Annotated in this window: 14 protein-coding genes and 1 pseudogene; 5 read left to right on the top strand and 10 right to left on the bottom strand. The window is 74.4% G+C overall.

Annotated features, from left to right (window positions below):
• Together ABD350_RS28670 and ABD350_RS28665 are read left to right on the top strand one after the other, a co-directional pair.
• The gene (locus ABD350_RS28670) at positions 1–993 is read left to right on the top strand and encodes a VldE C-terminal domain-containing protein (RefSeq protein WP_344351547.1); all 993 of its coding nucleotides are present in this window, start codon (positions 1–3) and stop codon (positions 991–993) included.
• Positions 994–1,342: 349 nt separating this feature from the next.
• On the top strand, positions 1,343–1,792 hold the full coding sequence (locus ABD350_RS28665) for an ATP-binding protein (RefSeq protein WP_344351546.1): 450 nt from the start codon (positions 1,343–1,345) through the stop codon (positions 1,790–1,792).
• 92 nt (positions 1,793–1,884) lie between these two features.
• Here the strand turns inward: ABD350_RS28665 and ABD350_RS28660 are convergent, their stop codons facing one another.
• Positions 1,885–2,982, bottom strand: coding sequence for a bifunctional succinyldiaminopimelate transaminase/glutamate-prephenate aminotransferase (locus tag ABD350_RS28660; RefSeq protein WP_344351544.1), 1,098 nt, complete (start codon positions 2,980–2,982; stop codon positions 1,885–1,887).
• Between the two features lie 123 nt (positions 2,983–3,105).
• Positions 3,106–3,423 (bottom strand): ferredoxin, encoded by a 318-nt coding sequence (gene fdxA / locus ABD350_RS28655; RefSeq protein ID WP_030614838.1) that lies wholly within the window; start codon positions 3,421–3,423, stop codon positions 3,106–3,108.
• Positions 3,424–3,562: 139 nt separating this feature from the next.
• On the opposite strand from fdxA, the pseudogene ABD350_RS28650 reads away from it, so the two are divergent.
• Both ABD350_RS28650 and ABD350_RS28645 read left to right on the top strand, forming a co-directional pair.
• A pseudogene (locus ABD350_RS28650) lies at positions 3,563–4,555 on the top strand (GNAT family N-acetyltransferase); the annotation flags it as partial.
• Positions 4,556–5,002: 447 nt separating this feature from the next.
• The gene (locus tag ABD350_RS28645; RefSeq protein WP_344351542.1) at positions 5,003–5,869 is read left to right on the top strand and encodes a transglutaminase family protein; all 867 of its coding nucleotides are present in this window, start codon (positions 5,003–5,005) and stop codon (positions 5,867–5,869) included.
• 9 nt (positions 5,870–5,878) lie between these two features.
• Here the strand turns inward: ABD350_RS28645 and ABD350_RS28640 are convergent, their stop codons facing one another.
• The 8 genes from ABD350_RS28640 to ABD350_RS28605 form a co-directional block, all read right to left on the bottom strand.
• Positions 5,879–6,493 carry a response regulator gene (locus tag ABD350_RS28640; RefSeq protein WP_344351541.1) on the bottom strand — a complete coding sequence of 205 codons (615 nt, stop codon included), beginning with the start codon at positions 6,491–6,493 and terminating at the stop codon, positions 5,879–5,881.
• Entirely contained in the window at positions 6,490–7,650 is a 1,161-nt protein-coding gene (locus ABD350_RS28635) for a sensor histidine kinase (RefSeq protein ID WP_344351623.1), read from the bottom strand. Before ABD350_RS28635 ends, ABD350_RS28640 begins: the two co-directional genes overlap by 4 nt.
• A gap of 32 nt (positions 7,651–7,682) precedes the next feature.
• Positions 7,683–8,423: an ABC transporter permease gene (locus ABD350_RS28630; protein ID WP_344351539.1), complete on the bottom strand. Its 741-nt coding sequence runs from the start codon at positions 8,421–8,423 to the stop codon at positions 7,683–7,685.
• On the bottom strand, positions 8,420–9,349 hold the full coding sequence (locus ABD350_RS28625) for an ABC transporter ATP-binding protein (RefSeq protein WP_344351537.1): 930 nt from the start codon (positions 9,347–9,349) through the stop codon (positions 8,420–8,422). The genes ABD350_RS28630 and ABD350_RS28625 overlap by 4 nt, the downstream gene beginning before the upstream one ends.
• A gap of 169 nt (positions 9,350–9,518) precedes the next feature.
• On the bottom strand, positions 9,519–12,017 hold the full coding sequence (locus ABD350_RS28620; RefSeq protein ID WP_344351535.1) for a hypothetical protein: 2,499 nt from the start codon (positions 12,015–12,017) through the stop codon (positions 9,519–9,521).
• A 158-nt stretch (positions 12,018–12,175) separates the two neighbouring features.
• Positions 12,176–12,592: a DUF6113 family protein gene (locus ABD350_RS28615; protein ID WP_344351534.1), complete on the bottom strand. Its 417-nt coding sequence runs from the start codon at positions 12,590–12,592 to the stop codon at positions 12,176–12,178.
• Positions 12,589–13,443, bottom strand: a complete 855-nt coding sequence (gene mshB / locus ABD350_RS28610; RefSeq protein WP_344351533.1) for an N-acetyl-1-D-myo-inositol-2-amino-2-deoxy-alpha-D-glucopyranoside deacetylase — start codon at positions 13,441–13,443, stop codon at positions 12,589–12,591. Before mshB ends, ABD350_RS28615 begins: the two co-directional genes overlap by 4 nt.
• A gap of 48 nt (positions 13,444–13,491) precedes the next feature.
• A complete protein-coding gene (locus ABD350_RS28605) occupies positions 13,492–13,686 on the bottom strand; it encodes a hypothetical protein (protein WP_030614868.1) in 195 nt (64 codons plus the stop codon).
• 172 nt (positions 13,687–13,858) lie between these two features.
• On the opposite strand from ABD350_RS28605, the gene ABD350_RS28600 reads away from it, so the two are divergent.
• The gene (locus ABD350_RS28600) at positions 13,859–15,988 is read left to right on the top strand and encodes a S9 family peptidase (protein ID WP_344351532.1); all 2,130 of its coding nucleotides are present in this window, start codon (positions 13,859–13,861) and stop codon (positions 15,986–15,988) included.
• The last annotated feature ends 79 nt before the right edge of the window (positions 15,989–16,067 follow it).

Here is a 16,067-nt window from a genome sequence, read left to right as displayed (position 1 = left end):
GTGCCAGAGCCGTCCCCCACCTCTCCCAAGCGCCGTGGTCGCCGTTTCCGTTTCACCGCGGCCCTGTTGGTCCTGTGCGGTGTCGCCGCGTACCTCGTGGTGCAGTACGTCACCGGAGGCGGCGGAGCGCGCGGCTGCGCGGTGGTCTCGGCCTCCGGTGACGGGGCCGCCTACGAGTTCACGCCCGAGCAGGCGGAGAACGCGGCCACGATCGCGGCCGTGGGCACCGGGCGCGGGTTGCCGGAGCGCGCGGTGACGATCGCGCTGGCCACCGCCATCCAGGAGTCGGGGCTGCGCAACATCCGGCACGGCGACCGGGATTCGCTGGGCCTGTTCCAGCAGCGCCCCTCGCAGGGCTGGGGCAGCGAGCGGCAGATCATGGACCCGACGTACGCGGCGGGCATCTTCTACGCGCACCTGGCCAAGGTGCCGCACTACACGGACCTGCCGCTGACGGTGGCCGCGCAGCGGGTGCAGCGCAGCGGCTACCCGGAGGCGTACGCCAAGCACGAGTCGGACGCCGCGCTGCTGGCGGCGGCGCTGACCGGGCGGGCGGCGGCCACGCTGACCTGTGACGGGCGCCCGCAGCACACGGCGCCACAGACCGGTCCGGACGCGGTACGGGCCGCGCTGGTACGGGACTTCGGGCGGGACGCGCTCCAGGAGACCGGCGCGGTGGTGGGCGGGACGCCCGTGCCGTCGCCGTCCCCGTCGCCGAGCGTGACCGCGACCGCGCGCGGGCGGACGGTGACGGTTCCGGTGCCCGAGGGGGCGAAGGCGGACGCCACCGGGCGCGACGAGCGGCAGCGGGGCTGGCAGCTGGCGCACTGGGCGGTCGCCAACTCCTCGGCGCTGCGCATCGAGCGGGTGACGTACGCGGGCCGGGAGTGGACCGTGGGCAGCGACTCCGACGAGTGGCGTCCCGTCGCCTCCGAGGGGGCCGCAGGGGCGGAGCGGTCCGCCGGGGCCGTCCGGATCGTGGCCGCGCGGTAGGTCGCGCGGCAGGCCGCATAACAGGCCGCGCAGGAGGTCAGGCGGCAGGCCGCACAGCAGTGCGGCCGGTCACTCCCGCGGGTTGTGCTCCGCCGGAGTGACGGGGCGGTCGGCACGGGGGACCCTCCGGGCGCGGAAACCCTTGGGAACGCAGGGGCCGGAAGGTTTCTGCGAGGCATACGCACGAACGTTCTTTGCCCGTTTTTATCCACACCCGATAATGCGATGCGTTATCCATTCTTTACCCGGGGCGTCCGCAACCTTCGCGGGCTTCGAGCGGTAGTCACGGCGTCCGAGCCGGAGACGGGCTCGGACGCAGACACCGTTCTCTCCCGTCGAATGGAGCATCATGTCCCTCCCTCTGACCCGCCGGATCGCCCGTGCCGCGCTGCTCGTCGCAGCGGGAGCGGCCGCCGGGGTCGGTGCGGCCGGCTCCGCCGGTGCGGCCACGAACCTGCCCGACGTCGCCCCCAACCTGAGCGGGCTGACCGCGCTGGACGGCGCGCACGCCGGTGACAGCGTCGACAGCGCCGCGCAGCAGGTGACCTCGGTCGCGGGCCACACGGGCGGCAAGGCGGTCGAGCAGGCGGTGCCGGCCGCGGGCAAGACCGGCGGCAGCGCCGTGAAGCGGACGGCTCCGGTGGCGCAGAAGGCCGCGGGCGACGTGGCCGGGGCCGCGGGGGGTGCCCTCGGGGACGCCGCGGCCGGCGCGACGAAGGGGGGCCTGCCGACGGACGCGGTCACCAAGGGCGGGCTGCCCACCGGGTCCCTGCCGACCCAGGGCCTGCCGCTCGGCTGAGGCCGCCTTCGCCGGTGAACGGGGTCCAGGGTCTTCCCTGGGCCCCGTTCGCCGTCGTACCCGCCCGGCCCTCGGCGGGGTCGGTCAGGGGGTCAGGGGGCCAGGCGGGAGACCGCCGCCTGGACCCGTTCGTCCGTCGCCGTGAAGGCCACCCGTACGTGGCGGGCGCCCGCCTCGCCGTAGAAGTCGCCCGGGGCCACCAGGATGCCCCGGTCGGCCAGGTCGGCGACCGTGGTCCAGCAGGACTCGTCGCGGGTGGCCCAGAGGTAGAGGCTCGCCTCGCTGTGTTCGATGCGGAAGCCGTGGGCGAGGAGGGCCGAGCGCAGGGCCTCGCGGCGGGCCGCGTAGCGCTCGCGCTGTTCCCGCACGTGGGTGTCGTCGCCGAGCGCGGCCACCACGGCGGCCTGCGTCGGCGCGGAGGTCATCATGCCGCCGTGCTTGCGGATCTGCAGCAGCGGGCCGAGGACCTCCGGGTCGCCGGCGACGAAGGCCGCGCGGTAGCCCGCCAGGTTGGACCGCTTGGACAGCGAGTGCACGGCGACGATGCCGTCGTAGGAGCCGCCGTTGACGTCCGGGTGCAGGACCGAGACCGGGTCGGCCTCCCAGCCCAGTTCCAGGTAGCACTCGTCGGAGAAGACCAGGACGTCGTGGGCGCGGGCCCAGGCGACGATGTCCGTCAGCTCCCGCCGGGTGAGGACCCGGCCCGTCGGGTTGGACGGGGAGTTCAGCCAGAGCAGCCGCAGGTTCGTGGGGTCCAGCTCGCGCGGGTCGTCGTAGACCTCGTACTCGGCGCGGGCGAGGCGGGCGCCGACCTCGTAGGTGGGGTAGGCCAGGCGCGGGTAGGCGACCTTGTCGCCGGGGCCGAGGCCGAGCTGGGTCGGCAGCCAGGCCACCAGTTCCTTGGAGCCGACGACCGGCAGCACGTGCCGGTGGGTGATCCCGCGGGCGCCCAGCCGGCGCTCCAGCCAGCCCGTGATCGCGTCGCGCAGGGCGGGGGTGCCCCAGACGGTCGGGTAGCCCGGCGAGTCGGCCGCGTCGACCAGTGCCTTCCGGATCAGCTCGGGCACCGGGTCGACCGGGGTGCCCACCGAGAGGTCGACGATGCCGTCCGGGTGGGCGGCGGCCGTCTTCTTGTACGGCTCCAGCTTGTCCCACGGGAAGACCGGGAGCCGGTCGGAGACTGCGGACACGATCAGTGGCTCACTTTCATGCGGTGCGGCAAACGCCTCGGTCCCGTGCGGCGTTGATCGGGTGATCGGGCCGTACGGGACCGAGGCGGCGCGGTTGCGGCCGCTTGGCGCTCAGGCGGGCGGTCAGCCCTGCTTCGGCAGCTCGGCGACGAAGGGGTGGTCGCGCTCGATCAGCCCCAGCTTGCTGGCGCCGCCCGGCGAGCCCAGCTCGTCGAAGAACTCGACATTCGCCTTGTAGTAGTCCTTCCACTCCTCCGGGACGTCGTCCTCGTAGAAGATCGCCTCGACCGGGCAGACCGGCTCACAGGCACCACAGTCGACGCATTCGTCCGGGTGGATGTACAAGGACCGCTGGCCCTCGTAGATGCAGTCGACCGGGCACTCCTCGATGCACGCCTTGTCCTTGACGTCGACACAAGGCTGCGCGATGACGTAGGTCACGCTGTCGTTCCTCCTCGATAGGGCGCTGGCGGGCCTCCTCAGGCCCGCCGCCTGGCGCGCGGGAGCGCGGCGTCGTCGATGCCCGCCCCTAGTATCTCCGTTCCGGAGCATGATCCGAACAGGAGGGGTGAACTGACCGGTGGAAATCTCGGCGACAGGACGCCTGGAGGTCCGAATCACCCCAGCTGACGTGGGGAAACGGGTCTCTGTACGGCGGTTGGGCGAACCCGGTGCCGGACCGGAGAAGTTCACTGACACGGTGGGTGTTCTCACATCCTGGGACGGTGGCGTGCTCATGATCACACGGCGAGACGGCGAATGTGTCGTCATCCCGGAAACCGCGCTGGTCGCGGGCAAGGTGATTCCCGCCGCTCCGGCGCGCCGCCGGGGTCCCGCCGCCACGTATCCGGAGCTGGCGCGCATCGCCGCGCGCGCCTGGCCGCCGGTGGAGAGCGAGCCGCTGGGCGGCTGGGAGCTGCGGGCCGCCGCCGGGTTCACCCGGCGCGCCAACAGTGTGCTGCCGCTGGGCGACCCCGGGATCGGGCTCGATACGGCCCTGGACGCCGTACGACGCTGGTACGGCGAGCGGGGCCTGCCCGCCTGTGTGCAGACCGCGACCGGCGCCGAGGGCACGCAGGAGCTGCTGTGCGCGGAGCTGGAGCGGCGCGGCTGGGTGCGGGAGGTGACCGCCGAGGTGTGGACCGGGGCGCTGGCGCCGGTCGCGGACCGGGCCGGGGGCGAGGGGGTGATCCTGTCCCGGACGGCGGACGAGGCGTGGCTCGCCCGGTACCGGCGCAAGGGGGTGGGCGAGGTGGCGCTGCGGGTGCTGCACGGCGGGCCGTCGGTGTGGTTCGCGGCCGTGCCCGGTGCCGGGGGCGGCGAGCCGCCGGCGGCGATCGGACGGTGTGTCGTGGACGGTCGGTGGGCCGGGTTCGCCGCCGTCGAGGTGGACCCCGCCCGGCGCCGGGAGGGGCTGGCCACCGAGGTGATGGCCGCGCTGGCCCGGCGCGCCCTGGAGGAGGGCGCCTCGGCGGCCTGGCTCCAGGTGGAGGTGGACAACGAGGGCGCCCGGGCGCTGTACCGCACCCTCGGCTTCCTGCCGCACCACGCCTACCACCACTACCGCGCCCCGGAGGGACCAGTCACGCCCGCCGCCCCGGACCGCGCACCGGGGGAGCCCACCACGCCCACGGTCTCCGGCCGCGCACCGGAGGAAACGGCCACACCCGCCGCACCGGACCACGCACCGGAAGAACACGCCCCGCCCACCGCACCCCGCCGCGTGCCGGAAGAACCGGCCGCGCCCGACCACGCACCGGAGGGAACGGCCACACCCGCCGCACCCGACCGCACGCCGGAGGGCCCAGCCGCAGCCGACCGCGCACCGGAGGACACGGCCACGCCCGCCACCCCGGACCGCGCGCAGGAAGAACCGGCCGCACTCCACCGCGTGCCGGAAGAACCGGCCGCGCCCGACCACGCACCGGAGGGAACGGCCACACCCGCCGCGCCCGACCGTGCACCGGAGAGAGCGGCCGCGCCCGCCGCGCCCGGCCGTCGTGGAAGGGGCTGAGGATCCATGGGCCGCCCGTATCTGCCGCCCCCGTATCCGCCCTCGCCGGAGCGTTCCGCCGAGTTGCGGCGGCGGTTCGCCGAGGAGGTCCGGTCGGAGCGGCCGGACCTGTCGGCGCTGTGTCTGCTGATCGGCGCCGAGACGGACGGCTCGCTGGACGACGCCGGTATCGACGCCGCGCAGGCGGAGCTGGACCGGCTGGCGGGCGAGCTGCCGTACCGGCCGGGCGGGCCGCGCGCGTGGGCGGAGGCGGTGCGCCGGCTGCTCGGCGACCGCCACGGCTTCCACGGCACGCCCGGCGACTACCAGCGGCTGGAGTCCTCCCTGCTGCACGAGGTGCTCGGGCGGCGGCGCGGGCTGCCCATCCTGCTGTCGGTGGTGTGGCTGGAGGTCGCCCGCCGGGCCGGGGCGCCGGTGTACGGGGTGGCGCTGCCCGGGCACTTCGTGGTCGGGTTCGGTCCGGCGGCGGACCGGGTGCTGGCCGATCCGTTCGAGGGCGGGCGGGTGCTGACCGGGACGGACGCCGAGCTGCTGGTGGTGGGCGCCACGGGCGCGCCGCCGGACCCCTCGATGCTGGAGCCGGCGCCGCCGCTGGAGGTCGTGCAGCGGGTGCTGAACAACATGCGGGCGTGGGCGGCGGCCCGGCCGGAGCGGTCGGACGTGGGACTGCGGGCCGTGGAACTAGCACTGCTCATCCCCTCGCATCCGGCGCGGCTGCGCTATGAGCGCGGGCAACTGCTGGTACAGCGCGGCCAGTTCGTGGCGGGCGCCGAGGAACTGGAGCACTACGCCGACCTGATCGAGGTGGTGGACGAGGCGGCGGCGCGCAAGATCCGGCAGGAGGCGGGCACCGCACGCGCCAAGCTCAACTGAGCGAGCCCGTCACAGCCACCCCTTCTCCCGGGCGATCAGCACCGCCTCCGCCCGGTTGCGGGCCGCCAGTTTCTGGATGGCCGTCGACAGGTAGTTGCGGACCGTGCCCGGCGACAGGTGCAGGGCCTGGGCCAGTTCGGCGTTGGTGGAGCCGTCGGCCGCCGCGCGGAGCACCTCGCGTTCGCGCTCGGTGAGCGGATTGGCGCCCTCGGCGAGCGCGGCGGCGGCCAGGATGGGGTCGATGACCCGCTCCCCGGCCAGCACCTTGCGGATCGCCTCGGCGAGCTGGGCGGCGGGGGCGTCCTTGACGAGGAAGGCGTCGGCGCCGGCCTCCATGGCGCTGCGCAGATAGCCGGGCCGGCCGAAGGTGGTGAGCACGACCAGTTTGACGCCCGGGTAGGCGCGGCGCACCCGGGCCGCGGCCTCGATGCCGGTGCAGCCGGGCATCTCGATGTCGAGCAGCGCCACGTCCACGCCGTGCGCGCCCACGGCGTCGAGCACCTCGTCGCCGCGCGCGGCCTGGGCGACGACCTCGATGTCGTCCTCCAGGCCGAGCAGCGCGGCCAGCGCCTCGCGGACCATCGACTGGTCCTCGGCCAGCAGGACCTTGATCGTGCTCGTCATGCCCCGGATCCTACGTCCGTCGAAGGGGCCGCCGGGACGCGGGCGACCAGCCGGAATCCCCGCTTGATCCGGCCCGCGCGCAGGGTGCCGCCGGCCTTCTGCAGTCGCTCGGTCAGGCCGGTCAGACCGTTGCCTGGGCCCTTGCCGGAGCCGCCGGAGCCGTTGTCCTCGACGGTGAGTTCGAGCACCGGGCCGTCCAGGGTCTCGTGGCGCAGCAGGCGTACCGCGCAGCGGCTGGCGCCGCTGTGCCGGACCACGTTGGTGACGGCCTCGCGCAGCGCCCAGGCGAGGGCGGACTCGGCCTCCTCGGGGACGTCGGTGAGGTCGGGGTCGGCGGGCACCTCGGCGACGACCTCGGCGGCGGCCAGGGCGACCTGGGCACCCGCGAGTTCGGCGGCCAGCCGGGGCCGCCGGTAGCCGGTGACGGCCTCCCGGACGTCTACCATGGCCTGCCGGCTGACCTGTTCGATGTCGGCGACCTGCCGGGCCGCCTGCTCGGGGTGGCCGGGCAGCATCCGGCCGGCCAGCTCGCTCTTCAGCGTGATCAGGGAGAGCGAGTGGCCCAGCAGGTCGTGCAGGTCGCGGGCGAGGCGCAGGCGCTCCTCGTTGGCGGCGAGCTGGGCGACGGTGGCCCGGGCCTTGCGCAGCTCGATGGTGGTGCGCACGAGCTGGCCGACGCCGGTCATCGCGAACCCGATGAGCACGACGAGGACGACCAGGCCGCGCGCCTCCTTCTCGGCGGAGCCCATGCCGATCAGGTACATCACCAGGGCGGAGGCCGGGATGGCCCAGTAGGCGGCGCGCAGCGGCAGGGTGGCGCCGTAGGCGACCGCCAGGTAGACGAACAGGCCCAGCCAGGCGCTGCCGAGGGTGTAGGCCAGGGTGGGGGCGAGGACGCCGAGGACCCCGCCCAGGCCGAGCACGACACCCCGGGAGAACGGCCGGCCGATGTTGCGGAAGACCATCGCCAGATAGACCCCGACGAAGACGGCGAGGCCGCAGGAGCCCGCCACGGTGGCGGCGGTGGAGTGGCCGCCGCCGGCCAGGTCCTCGACCGGTGAGCTGAGGAAGACCAGCCAGACCAGGATCCACAGCGACTTGATCATCAGGTCGCGCCGGCTGGTGGGCGGCCAGCCCACGGGGGTGTGCCGCGGCATCGCGGTGTCCCGGTCCTGCGTCGTCGTGCCGCTCACGCCTTCAGCGTGTCCTTCCGGTACAGCCAGGCCGCGCCGCCCGCGAACAGGACGAAGGAGACGACGAGCACGGCAATGTCCCGGGCGTGCGGGGCCTGGCTCTGTTCGATGGCCCGTCCCAGGGCAGCGTACGCGTGGGTGGGCAGCCAGCGGGCGATGTCCTGGAGCCACTGCGGGAAGGTGGTGGTGGGCATCCACAGGCCGCCCAGCAGGGAAAGACCGAAGTAGACGATCATGGTGATCGGGCGGACGGCGTCGCCGGTGGCGGCGTAGCCGAGGGCGACGCCGAGCGCGGCGAAGACCAGGCTGCCGGCCCAGACGGCGCCGCTCAGGGCGAGCCACTGCCAGGCGTCGAGGCGTACGTCCTTCACCGCGGCGGCGACCGCGAACACGATCACGATGGACGGCAGGCTGACCACGGCCGCGCCGGCGGTCTTGGCGAGGACGTAGCCGCGCCCGGGCAGCGGGGTCAGCCGCAGCTGCCGTACCCACCCGTTCTCGCGCTCCTTGGCGATGCGCTCGCTGTTGCCCATGAGCGTGGCGGTCAGCGCGCCGAAGGAGGCCATGGAGACCATCATGTACGTCGGCAGGGTCAGCCCCGTGCCGTCGACCTCGGTGTGGCTGTCGGCGTTGCCCGCGATCAGCAGGAAGAGCGCCGCGGGGTAGATCACGGTGAAGAACAGGAACTTGCGGTTGCGCAGGGCGCGGACGAGTTCCAGCTTGATCAGGCTGTTCACTGCTGCTTCGCCTCCTCGGCGGTGGTGAGGGCGACGAAGGCCTGCTCCAGGCCGAGGCCGGCGACTTCCAGGTTGCGGGGGTAGAGGCCGAGGCCGTACAGGGCGTGGACGGTGGCGTCGGCGTCGGCGGACCGGATGCGGACGGTCCGGCCCGAGACGTCGATCCGGGTGACGGCCGGCAGGGCGCCGAGGGCGCTGTCGTCGATGTCTCCGGCCAGGTCGAAGGAGATACGGCGGGCGCCCGCCCTGGCCTTGATCTCGGCGGCGGTGCCGTCGGCGAGCAGGCGGCCCCGGTGCAGCACCAGGACCCGGTCGGCGATGGCGTCGGCCTCTTCGAGGTAGTGGGTGGCGAACAGCACCGTACGGCCCTGGTCGGCCTGGGCCCGCATGGTGGCCCAGAAGGCCTGGCGGGCGGAGACGTCCATGCCGGTGGTCGGCTCGTCCAGGACGATCAGGTCGCTGTCGCCGGCGGTGGCGAGGGCGAACCGGACCCGCTGGGCCTGGCCGCCGGACAGCTTGTCGGCCTTGCGGTCGGCGATCCGGTCGATGCCCGCGCGCGCCAGCACCTCGGCGACCGGGTACGGCCGCGGGTGCAGCGAGCACGCCAGCTTCACCAGTTCGGCGACGGTGACCCCGTCCGTCAGCCCGCCGCTCTGCAGCATGGCCCCGACCCGGCCGGCCACGATGGCCTCGCGCGGGCCGGTGCCGAACAGGCCGACCGAGCCGCTGTCGGGCCGCGTCAGCCCGAGGAGCAGGTCGAGGGTGGTGGACTTGCCGGCCCCGTTCGGGCCGAGGAGGGCGACGGTCTCGCCCGGGTACAGCCGCAGCGACAGGCCGTCCACGGCCCGCACGCTCCCGTACGTCTTGGTCACCTGGTCGAACCCGACCACCGGGGTGGTGGTGGCCGGTACCGCTGTCGTCGTCATGGCGTCCATGCTGGCGGCAGGGGGTGGGGCGGGGGCAGTGCCGTGGGTCCCGACCGCCGGATGACAGATGTCACGCGGATCGGGTGACGGGTACGGCGAGGGGGCACCCCCGTCGGTGGACCCGTCGGTGGACCCGCCGGTGGGGACGCCCCCGCTCCCGGTGCGGTGCCTAGCTCGGGTTCGTGTCGATGATCCCGACCCGGTTGGTCCTGCTCATCAGCGCGGGACGCAGCGCGGCGTAGACGTCCTCGGGGGTGACGGCCGTCTTCTTGCCGTTGCCCCGGGTGATGAGCACCCCGTCGAAGGCCTGGCCGTACAGCTCCTTGAGGGCGGCCAGGTCGGGCTTGTCGACCAGCTTGCCGTCCACGGCCGTCACCCGGAGGAACTTCCACAGCGAGTTCTGCGGGCTGAAGGGCACCGAGTGGGCCGGGTCCACCTGGACCGTCACCCGGCCCGACATCGCGGGCTCGGCGAACTCCTTCATCATCCGGTCGACCTCGGCGTTGGAGACCGTGGGCTGCCGGGTGGTGGTCGGCACGGCGACCGGGGTGGCGTTGCCCGTCTCCACCAGCGTCCGGTAGGCCTGTTCGACCGCCTGGGCGGAGTGCTCGGCGTCGACGGCCTTGCCCGCCTTGCCGTAGACGGGCACGGCCTTGCCGGACTTGAACTCGATGGTGCCGTCGGTGGCCACGCCGGCGCCCGCGCCCGAGCCTCCACCGGCCTGCTGGAGCGCGGCGTGCAGCTTCTCCTCGTCCACCGGCATGACCGGGGCGACCACGCGCTTCTGTCCGAAGAGGGAGCCGACGACGTGGACCGGGTTGTAGTCGCTCGTCGCGGCCTCGCTGACGGTGGCCTGGTAGTCGAACTGGAGGCCGGCGTTCTCCGGGGTGAGGGTGACGGTCTTGCCGCCGACGGCGAGCTTCATCGGCTTGTCGACCCGCTTGCCGAAGGCGTCGTCCAGCTTCTTGACTGCGTCGTCGCGGGTGCCGCCGCCGATGTCGACGCCGAGCACGGTGGTGCCCTTGGGCACGTCGCTGTGATTCATCAGCAGCCCGGCGCCGTAGGCACCGCCCGCGACGACGACCACGGCGGCGCCGAGCAGCATCAGCTTGCTGCGGCCCTTCTTCTTCGGCTTGGCCGCCTTGGCGGCGGGGGCCGGGGCCGGCTTGGGAGCGGGCGCGGCGGATGCCGCCGGGCCGCTGCCGGGCGTGCCGGACGGGGTGCCGCCGCCCGCGCCGGGGACGACCGGGATGCCGCTGGTGACGGTCTGCCCGGAGACGTTGCCGGCGGCCGGCGAACGGTAACCGGGCGTGCCCGGCTCGGGGGCCGGCTTCTGCGGGGTGAGGATCGCGGTGTCGTCGCTGAGCCCGCTGCCGGGGCCGCGGCCGGCCGGGCGGGTGCCCGGTCCGGCGGGGCCGGCGCCGGGCCCGTCGAGGTCGGCGAGGTCGGTCAGGGCGCTGCGCGGGCCGCCCTGGCCGGAGCGCGGGGAGCCCTGCGGGGAGCCCTGGCCGGGGTAGCCGGCGCCCGTGCCCGAGGGACCGTCGAACGGGCCGCCCGTGCCCGAGGGGCCGTCGAAGGGGCCGCCCGTGCCCGGGGCGGGCGGCGGGACGAGGGTGCCGTCGCCGGTGACCGGTCCGCTGGTGGGGCCGACCGGGCCCTGCGCTCCGCCGGGGCCGCCGGGGCCGCCGGGCCCGTTGAAGCCGCTGGCGCCGCCCTGCCCGGGGGCACCGCGACCGTTCAGGCCGCCGGGGCCGCCGTGTCCGGTGAAGTCGCCGGCGCCGCCCTGCCCGGGGGCACCGCCCGCCGAGCCGCCGTAGCCGTCGGCACCCGTGCCGTAGCCGTCCCGGCCGCCGTGGGCCGGGCGGTCCTCCGAGAAGTACGGCAGGTCGTCGCGGCGGGGCTCGCCGGAACCGGGCGCACCGGGACGGGAGCCGCCGCCCGGCCGGCCCGCGGTCAGCGCCTCGGTCACGTCGAAGGAGCCGGTGCCGCCGCCGTGGCCCGGGGCGACGGGGCCACCGGTGGCGCCGGGCAGGCCCTTGCCGCCCGCGGCGGCGCCCTTGCGGCCCCCGGAGCGGGAGCCGCCCGGCGCGCTCATGGCGCCGACCACACCGCCGGGACGGCTGCCGGGGCGCGCGCCGGTGGCACCGGCCGCGGCGGACGCGCCCGGACCACCCTTACGGGGGCCCGCCGGGCCGGAGGCGGGAGCCGGGCCGGCGGAACCGCCCGCGATCCCGGCGCCGTTGGTGCCGCCGCCACCCGGACCGCCCTTCGGGGCACCGGACTTGCGGGGGGCGAACCAGTCGCTGGTCTTCTCCTCCGTCTGACCGGCCGGCTCGGCCGGGGCCTCGGCGGTGCCGTCGGCGGCGGGCGCGCGGTCCGCCGCGGGCCGCTCCTCGGCGGCGGGCGTCTCGTCGCCGCCGCCCTCGCCGTCCGCGACGGGCTTGCGCACCACGACCGGCGGGATGGGCCGGGATCCGGGGATGTTGATCCGGATCCGGGTCGTCAGCGTGGTCTCGGTCTTCTTCTCGTCCGGCCGCGTGCCCGAACGGCCCGCGCCCATACCGTCGTCGGAAGCCAGGGGGGTCCCGTACGGCGGTGTGCCGGACGGGTATGCGGCTCCGCCGCGCCCGTTGGGCCCGGAGGACGGAGTGTCAGTTTCACGACTCAAGGCAGGTTCTCCCGGTTGGCTCCGCCGCCCTTACGACCTGACTGCTCGGGCGGCTCGGCGGCGCGCACCACCATACTGGCCACGTCTGGCTCGCATCCCATGACCGCTGGGGAAACCCACACGGGACTCGCACGTGCGCCGCACGGCGAAGTGGTACGTCACTTGCCAAGTCGGGCGGGGCCGCCGCCGGGTTGCCGTCCGGCGCCAACGGTGGCGCAGATCACAGCCAGGACCATGCCGCCGAGCAGGAAGAGATAGGAGCCGCCGCCCGCGCCGAACAGGAAGTCGCCTTCCGGGCGGGTGGTGGTGAGCAGGATGACGGCGACGAGCCAGCCCGCGGCCGGCGCGACCGCCCCGCCGCGGCTGCGGGTGGCGTAGGAGCCGCCGAGGAAGAGCCCGGCGGAGCCGGCGAGGGCGAGCAGCAGCCCGCCGGGGAACCAGGCGGCCTGCACCAGGGCGCCGGCCAGGGCCACGACCGCGCCGAGCAGGAACAGGCCGACGAGGGCGGCGGCCCGGCCCGGGGAGGGCGGGCGCAGCGGCTGGGCGAGCGGCGAGCCCGGTCCGCCGCCGCTCACGACGCCTCCTCGACACCCGCGAACAGGTCGGTCTCCCCGGGCTCGCCGGTGCCACGCACCAGCTCGTAGTACTCGGTGGTGAAAAGCGGCTGGGCGAGGGCGTTGGAGAGCGCGAAGTACGGCCCGGTCACCTCGATCTGGGTGGCGTGGGCGCGCATCGCGGCGGCCTTGGCTGCGGCGTACGCGGTGCCGTCGACCGCGGTGGTGATCCGCGCGTCGTCGACCACGCCGGGTACGTCGTCCACGGCCGCGCTCTTGTCGAACGGCAGGGTGTCCAGTTCGTCCCGCAGCCGGGCGAAGGCGGCCTCGACGACGGAGCGCGGGACGCGGTTCCAGTACACCTTGGCGATCCGGTGGCCGCGTTCGGCCGCGAGGTCGACGGCGCGCATGGCGACGCGGTGGGCCTGGATGTGGTCCGGGTGGCCGTAGCCGCCGTTGTCGTCGTAGGTCACGAGGACCTGCGGGCGGACCTCCGCGATCACCTCGGCGAGGCGGCCGGCGGCCTCGTCCACGTCGGCCTGCCAGAAGCAGCCGGGGTCGTCGTTGTCGGCGGTGCCGGTCATCCCGGAGTCGCCGTAGCGCCCGGCGCCGCCGAGCAGCCGGCCGTCGGTGACGCCGAGCGCGGCGAGGGCCGCGCCCAGCTCACCGCGCCGGTGTGCGCCCAGCGCGGGACCCGTCAGATGCCGCAGCTCCGGCGGGATGACCTCGCCACGCTCGCCCAGGGTGCAGGTGACCAGGGTCACCTGCGCGCCCTCGGCCGCGTACCGGGCCATGGTCGCGCCGTTGTTGATCGACTCGTCGTCCGGGTGCGCGTGCACCAGCAGCAGACGCCGCGCGGGCAGTTCCGTCATGGCACCACCCTACGAGGTCCCGCGCACCGCCCCCGGCGACGCCGGCCGTCAGAACTTGATGCTGCCGATCATGCCGGCGACGTTCGTCGTCAGCTCTCTGATCGTCGGCGCGATGGTCGAGGAGGCGAGATAGAAGCCGAGCAGGATGCAGACGACCGCATGGCCGCCCTTCAGCCCTGACTTCTTGATCAGCAGGAAGACGATGATCGCCAGCAGCACCACCGCCGAAATCGAGAGTGCCACGGCGGCTCACCTCCAAAGATCCCAGGGACGCGGGTTCTAGATCAGTTGAGCAAATCCATGCAGTCGCCGGCAGGTTCATACCCACTCAGCGGTAGTGATCATAACTATCCGTGTGCGCGCATCGCTCGGCGCACAGCCGCACAAGGGGGCGCATGGCCAATATGGTCGGGGTATGACGACCGAGGCTGACTCCTTCCCCCGCCGGCACGCCCGGACCCAGCGGTTCACGCTCGGCGCGCCGCGTTCGTTCACCGTGGCACCCGACGGCACGCGCGTCGCGTTCCTGCGTTCCGGCTCGGGCACCGACCGGGCCAACGCCCTGTGGGTCATGGACCTTCCGGACGGCACCGAGCGCCTGGCGGCCGACCCCGGGGCGCTGCTCCGGGGCGCCGCGGAAGAGCTGTCGGCCGAGGAGCGGGCCCGCCGCGAGCGCGGCCGGGAGGGCGGCGCCGGCATCGTCGGTTATGCCACCGACACTTCCGTGGAGTTGGCGTCCTTCGCCTTGTCAGGGCGGCTTTTCACAGCGGAGCTGCGCGCCGGGACGACCCGTGAACTCCCCGTGCCGGGTCCGGTGATCGACCCCCGTCCGGCGCCGGACGGGCGGCATATCGCCTACGTCTCCCGGGGCGCGCTGCGGGTGGTGGGCGCCGAGGGGGACGGCGACCGGGCACTGGCCGAACCGGAGTCGGCGGAGGTCTCCTACGGGCTCGCGGAGTTCGTCGCGGCCGAGGAGATGAGCCGTTCGCGGGGCTTCTGGTGGGCTCCGTCCTCGGACCGGCTGCTCGTGGCGCGCGTGGACGACACGCCGGTGCGGCGGTGGTGGATCGCGGATCCGGCCCGACCGGAACGTGAGCCACACAACATCCGGTATCCGGCGGCGGGCACCCCGAACGCGGACGTACGACTGTTCGTCCACGGGCTGGACGGCAGCCGCACGGAGGTGGTCTGGGACCGGGCGCGCTACCCCTATCTGGCACGTGTGCACTGGTCAGAGGCGGGTGCGCCGCTGCTGCTGGTGCAGGCGCGGAACCAGCGCAGCCAGGTGTTCCTGGCCGTGGACCCGGATTCCGGGGCCACCCGGATGGTGCACGCCGACGAAGACCCAGATTGGCTGGAACTTTTCGCCGGTGTGCCCTGCTGGAGCCCCTCGGGGCGGCTTGTCCGCATCGCGGACGAGGGCGGCGCCCGCGTGCTGACGGTCGGCGAACGTCCGCTGACCAGCGCACAGTTGCACATTCGTGCGGTTCTGGACGTCGGTTCGCGGGACGTACTGGTTTCCGCCTCTTCCGGTCCGGAGGCCCCGGCGCCGGAAATTGGCGAAGTTCATGTGTACAGAGTGAACGAGTTGGGTGTGGAACGTGTGTCGGAGGAGCCCGGCGTGCACACGGCGGTGCGCGCCGGGGGTGTCACCGTCCTGGTGTCCGCGTCCCTGGACCGGCCGGGCAGCCGGGCCCCGGTGCTGTGCGACGGGGAGCCGGCGGCCGCGATCCGGTCGTACGCCGAGGATCCGGGCGCGCGTCCGCGGGTGACGCTCACCGAAGGGGGCGCACGCCGAATCCCATGCGCCGTGCTTATGCCTCGGGACTACCCCGGTGACACTCCCCTGCCGGTCCTCCTGGACCCCTACGGCGGCCCGCACGGCCAGCGGGTGGTGGCCGCGCACAACGCCCACCTCACCTCCCAGTGGTTCGCCGACCAGGGTTTCGCGGTGATCGTCGCCGACGGCCGGGGCACCCCGGGCCGCTCCCCCGCCTGGGAGAAGGCGATCCGGGACGACGTGGCGGCCGTGGTGCTCCAGGACCAGGTCGACGCGCTGCACGCGCTCGCCGAGCGGTACCCGCTGGACCTGGACCGGGTGGCGATCCGGGGCTGGTCCTTCGGCGGCTACCTGGCGGCGCTGGCGGTGCTGCGCCGCCCGGACGTCTTCCACGCGGCGGTGGTCGGCGCCCCCGTCACCGACCTGAGGCTCTACGACACCCACTACCAGGAGCGCTACCTCGGCGACCCGGGCGAGCGGCCGGAGGTCTACCGCCGCAACTCGGTGATCGACGACGCGGGCCTGGTCGACCCGGCCGAGCCGCACCGCCCGATGCTGGTGATCCACGGGCTCGCGGACGACAACGTGGTGGTCGCCCACTCGCTGCGGCTGTCCTCCGCCCTGCTGGCCGCCGGCCGGCCGCACGAGGTGCTGCCGCTGTCCGGGGTCACCCACATGACCCCGCAGGAGACGGTCGCGGAGAACCTGCTCCGCCTCCAGCTGGACTTCCTCAGGCGCTCCCTGCCCCCGGCGAAACGCCCGTGAAGTCCGTTAACACACAGGCAACTCGACGGAAGCGGTACCGATATACGGACACGGCAGCCTGAACCGCGTACGGCCGTGC

The organism is Streptomyces nogalater, assembly GCF_039532885.1.
Lineage (GTDB): Bacteria > Actinomycetota > Actinomycetes > Streptomycetales > Streptomycetaceae > Streptomyces > Streptomyces nogalater.
The sequence above is the reverse complement of the archived record's forward strand: the minus strand, read 5'-3'. Positions and strand labels throughout refer to the sequence as shown.

What these genes read in the sequence shown, in the direction of transcription:
- ABD350_RS28600 (WP_344351532.1), top strand. Translation starts at nt 13,859, where the DNA reads ATGACGACCGAGGCTGACTCCTTCCCCCGCCGGCACGCCCGGACCCAG.
- ABD350_RS28625 (WP_344351537.1), bottom strand. Translation starts at nt 9,349, where the DNA reads ATGACGACGACAGCGGTACCGGCCACCACCACCCCGGTGGTCGGGTTC.
- ABD350_RS28645 (WP_344351542.1), top strand. Translation starts at nt 5,003, where the DNA reads ATGGGCCGCCCGTATCTGCCGCCCCCGTATCCGCCCTCGCCGGAGCGT.
- ABD350_RS28635 (WP_344351623.1), bottom strand. Translation starts at nt 7,650, where the DNA reads ATGCCGCGGCACACCCCCGTGGGCTGGCCGCCCACCAGCCGGCGCGAC.
- ABD350_RS28665 (WP_344351546.1), top strand. Translation starts at nt 1,343, where the DNA reads ATGTCCCTCCCTCTGACCCGCCGGATCGCCCGTGCCGCGCTGCTCGTC.
- mshB (WP_344351533.1), bottom strand. Translation starts at nt 13,443, where the DNA reads ATGACGGAACTGCCCGCGCGGCGTCTGCTGCTGGTGCACGCGCACCCG.
- ABD350_RS28640 (WP_344351541.1), bottom strand. Translation starts at nt 6,493, where the DNA reads ATGACGAGCACGATCAAGGTCCTGCTGGCCGAGGACCAGTCGATGGTC.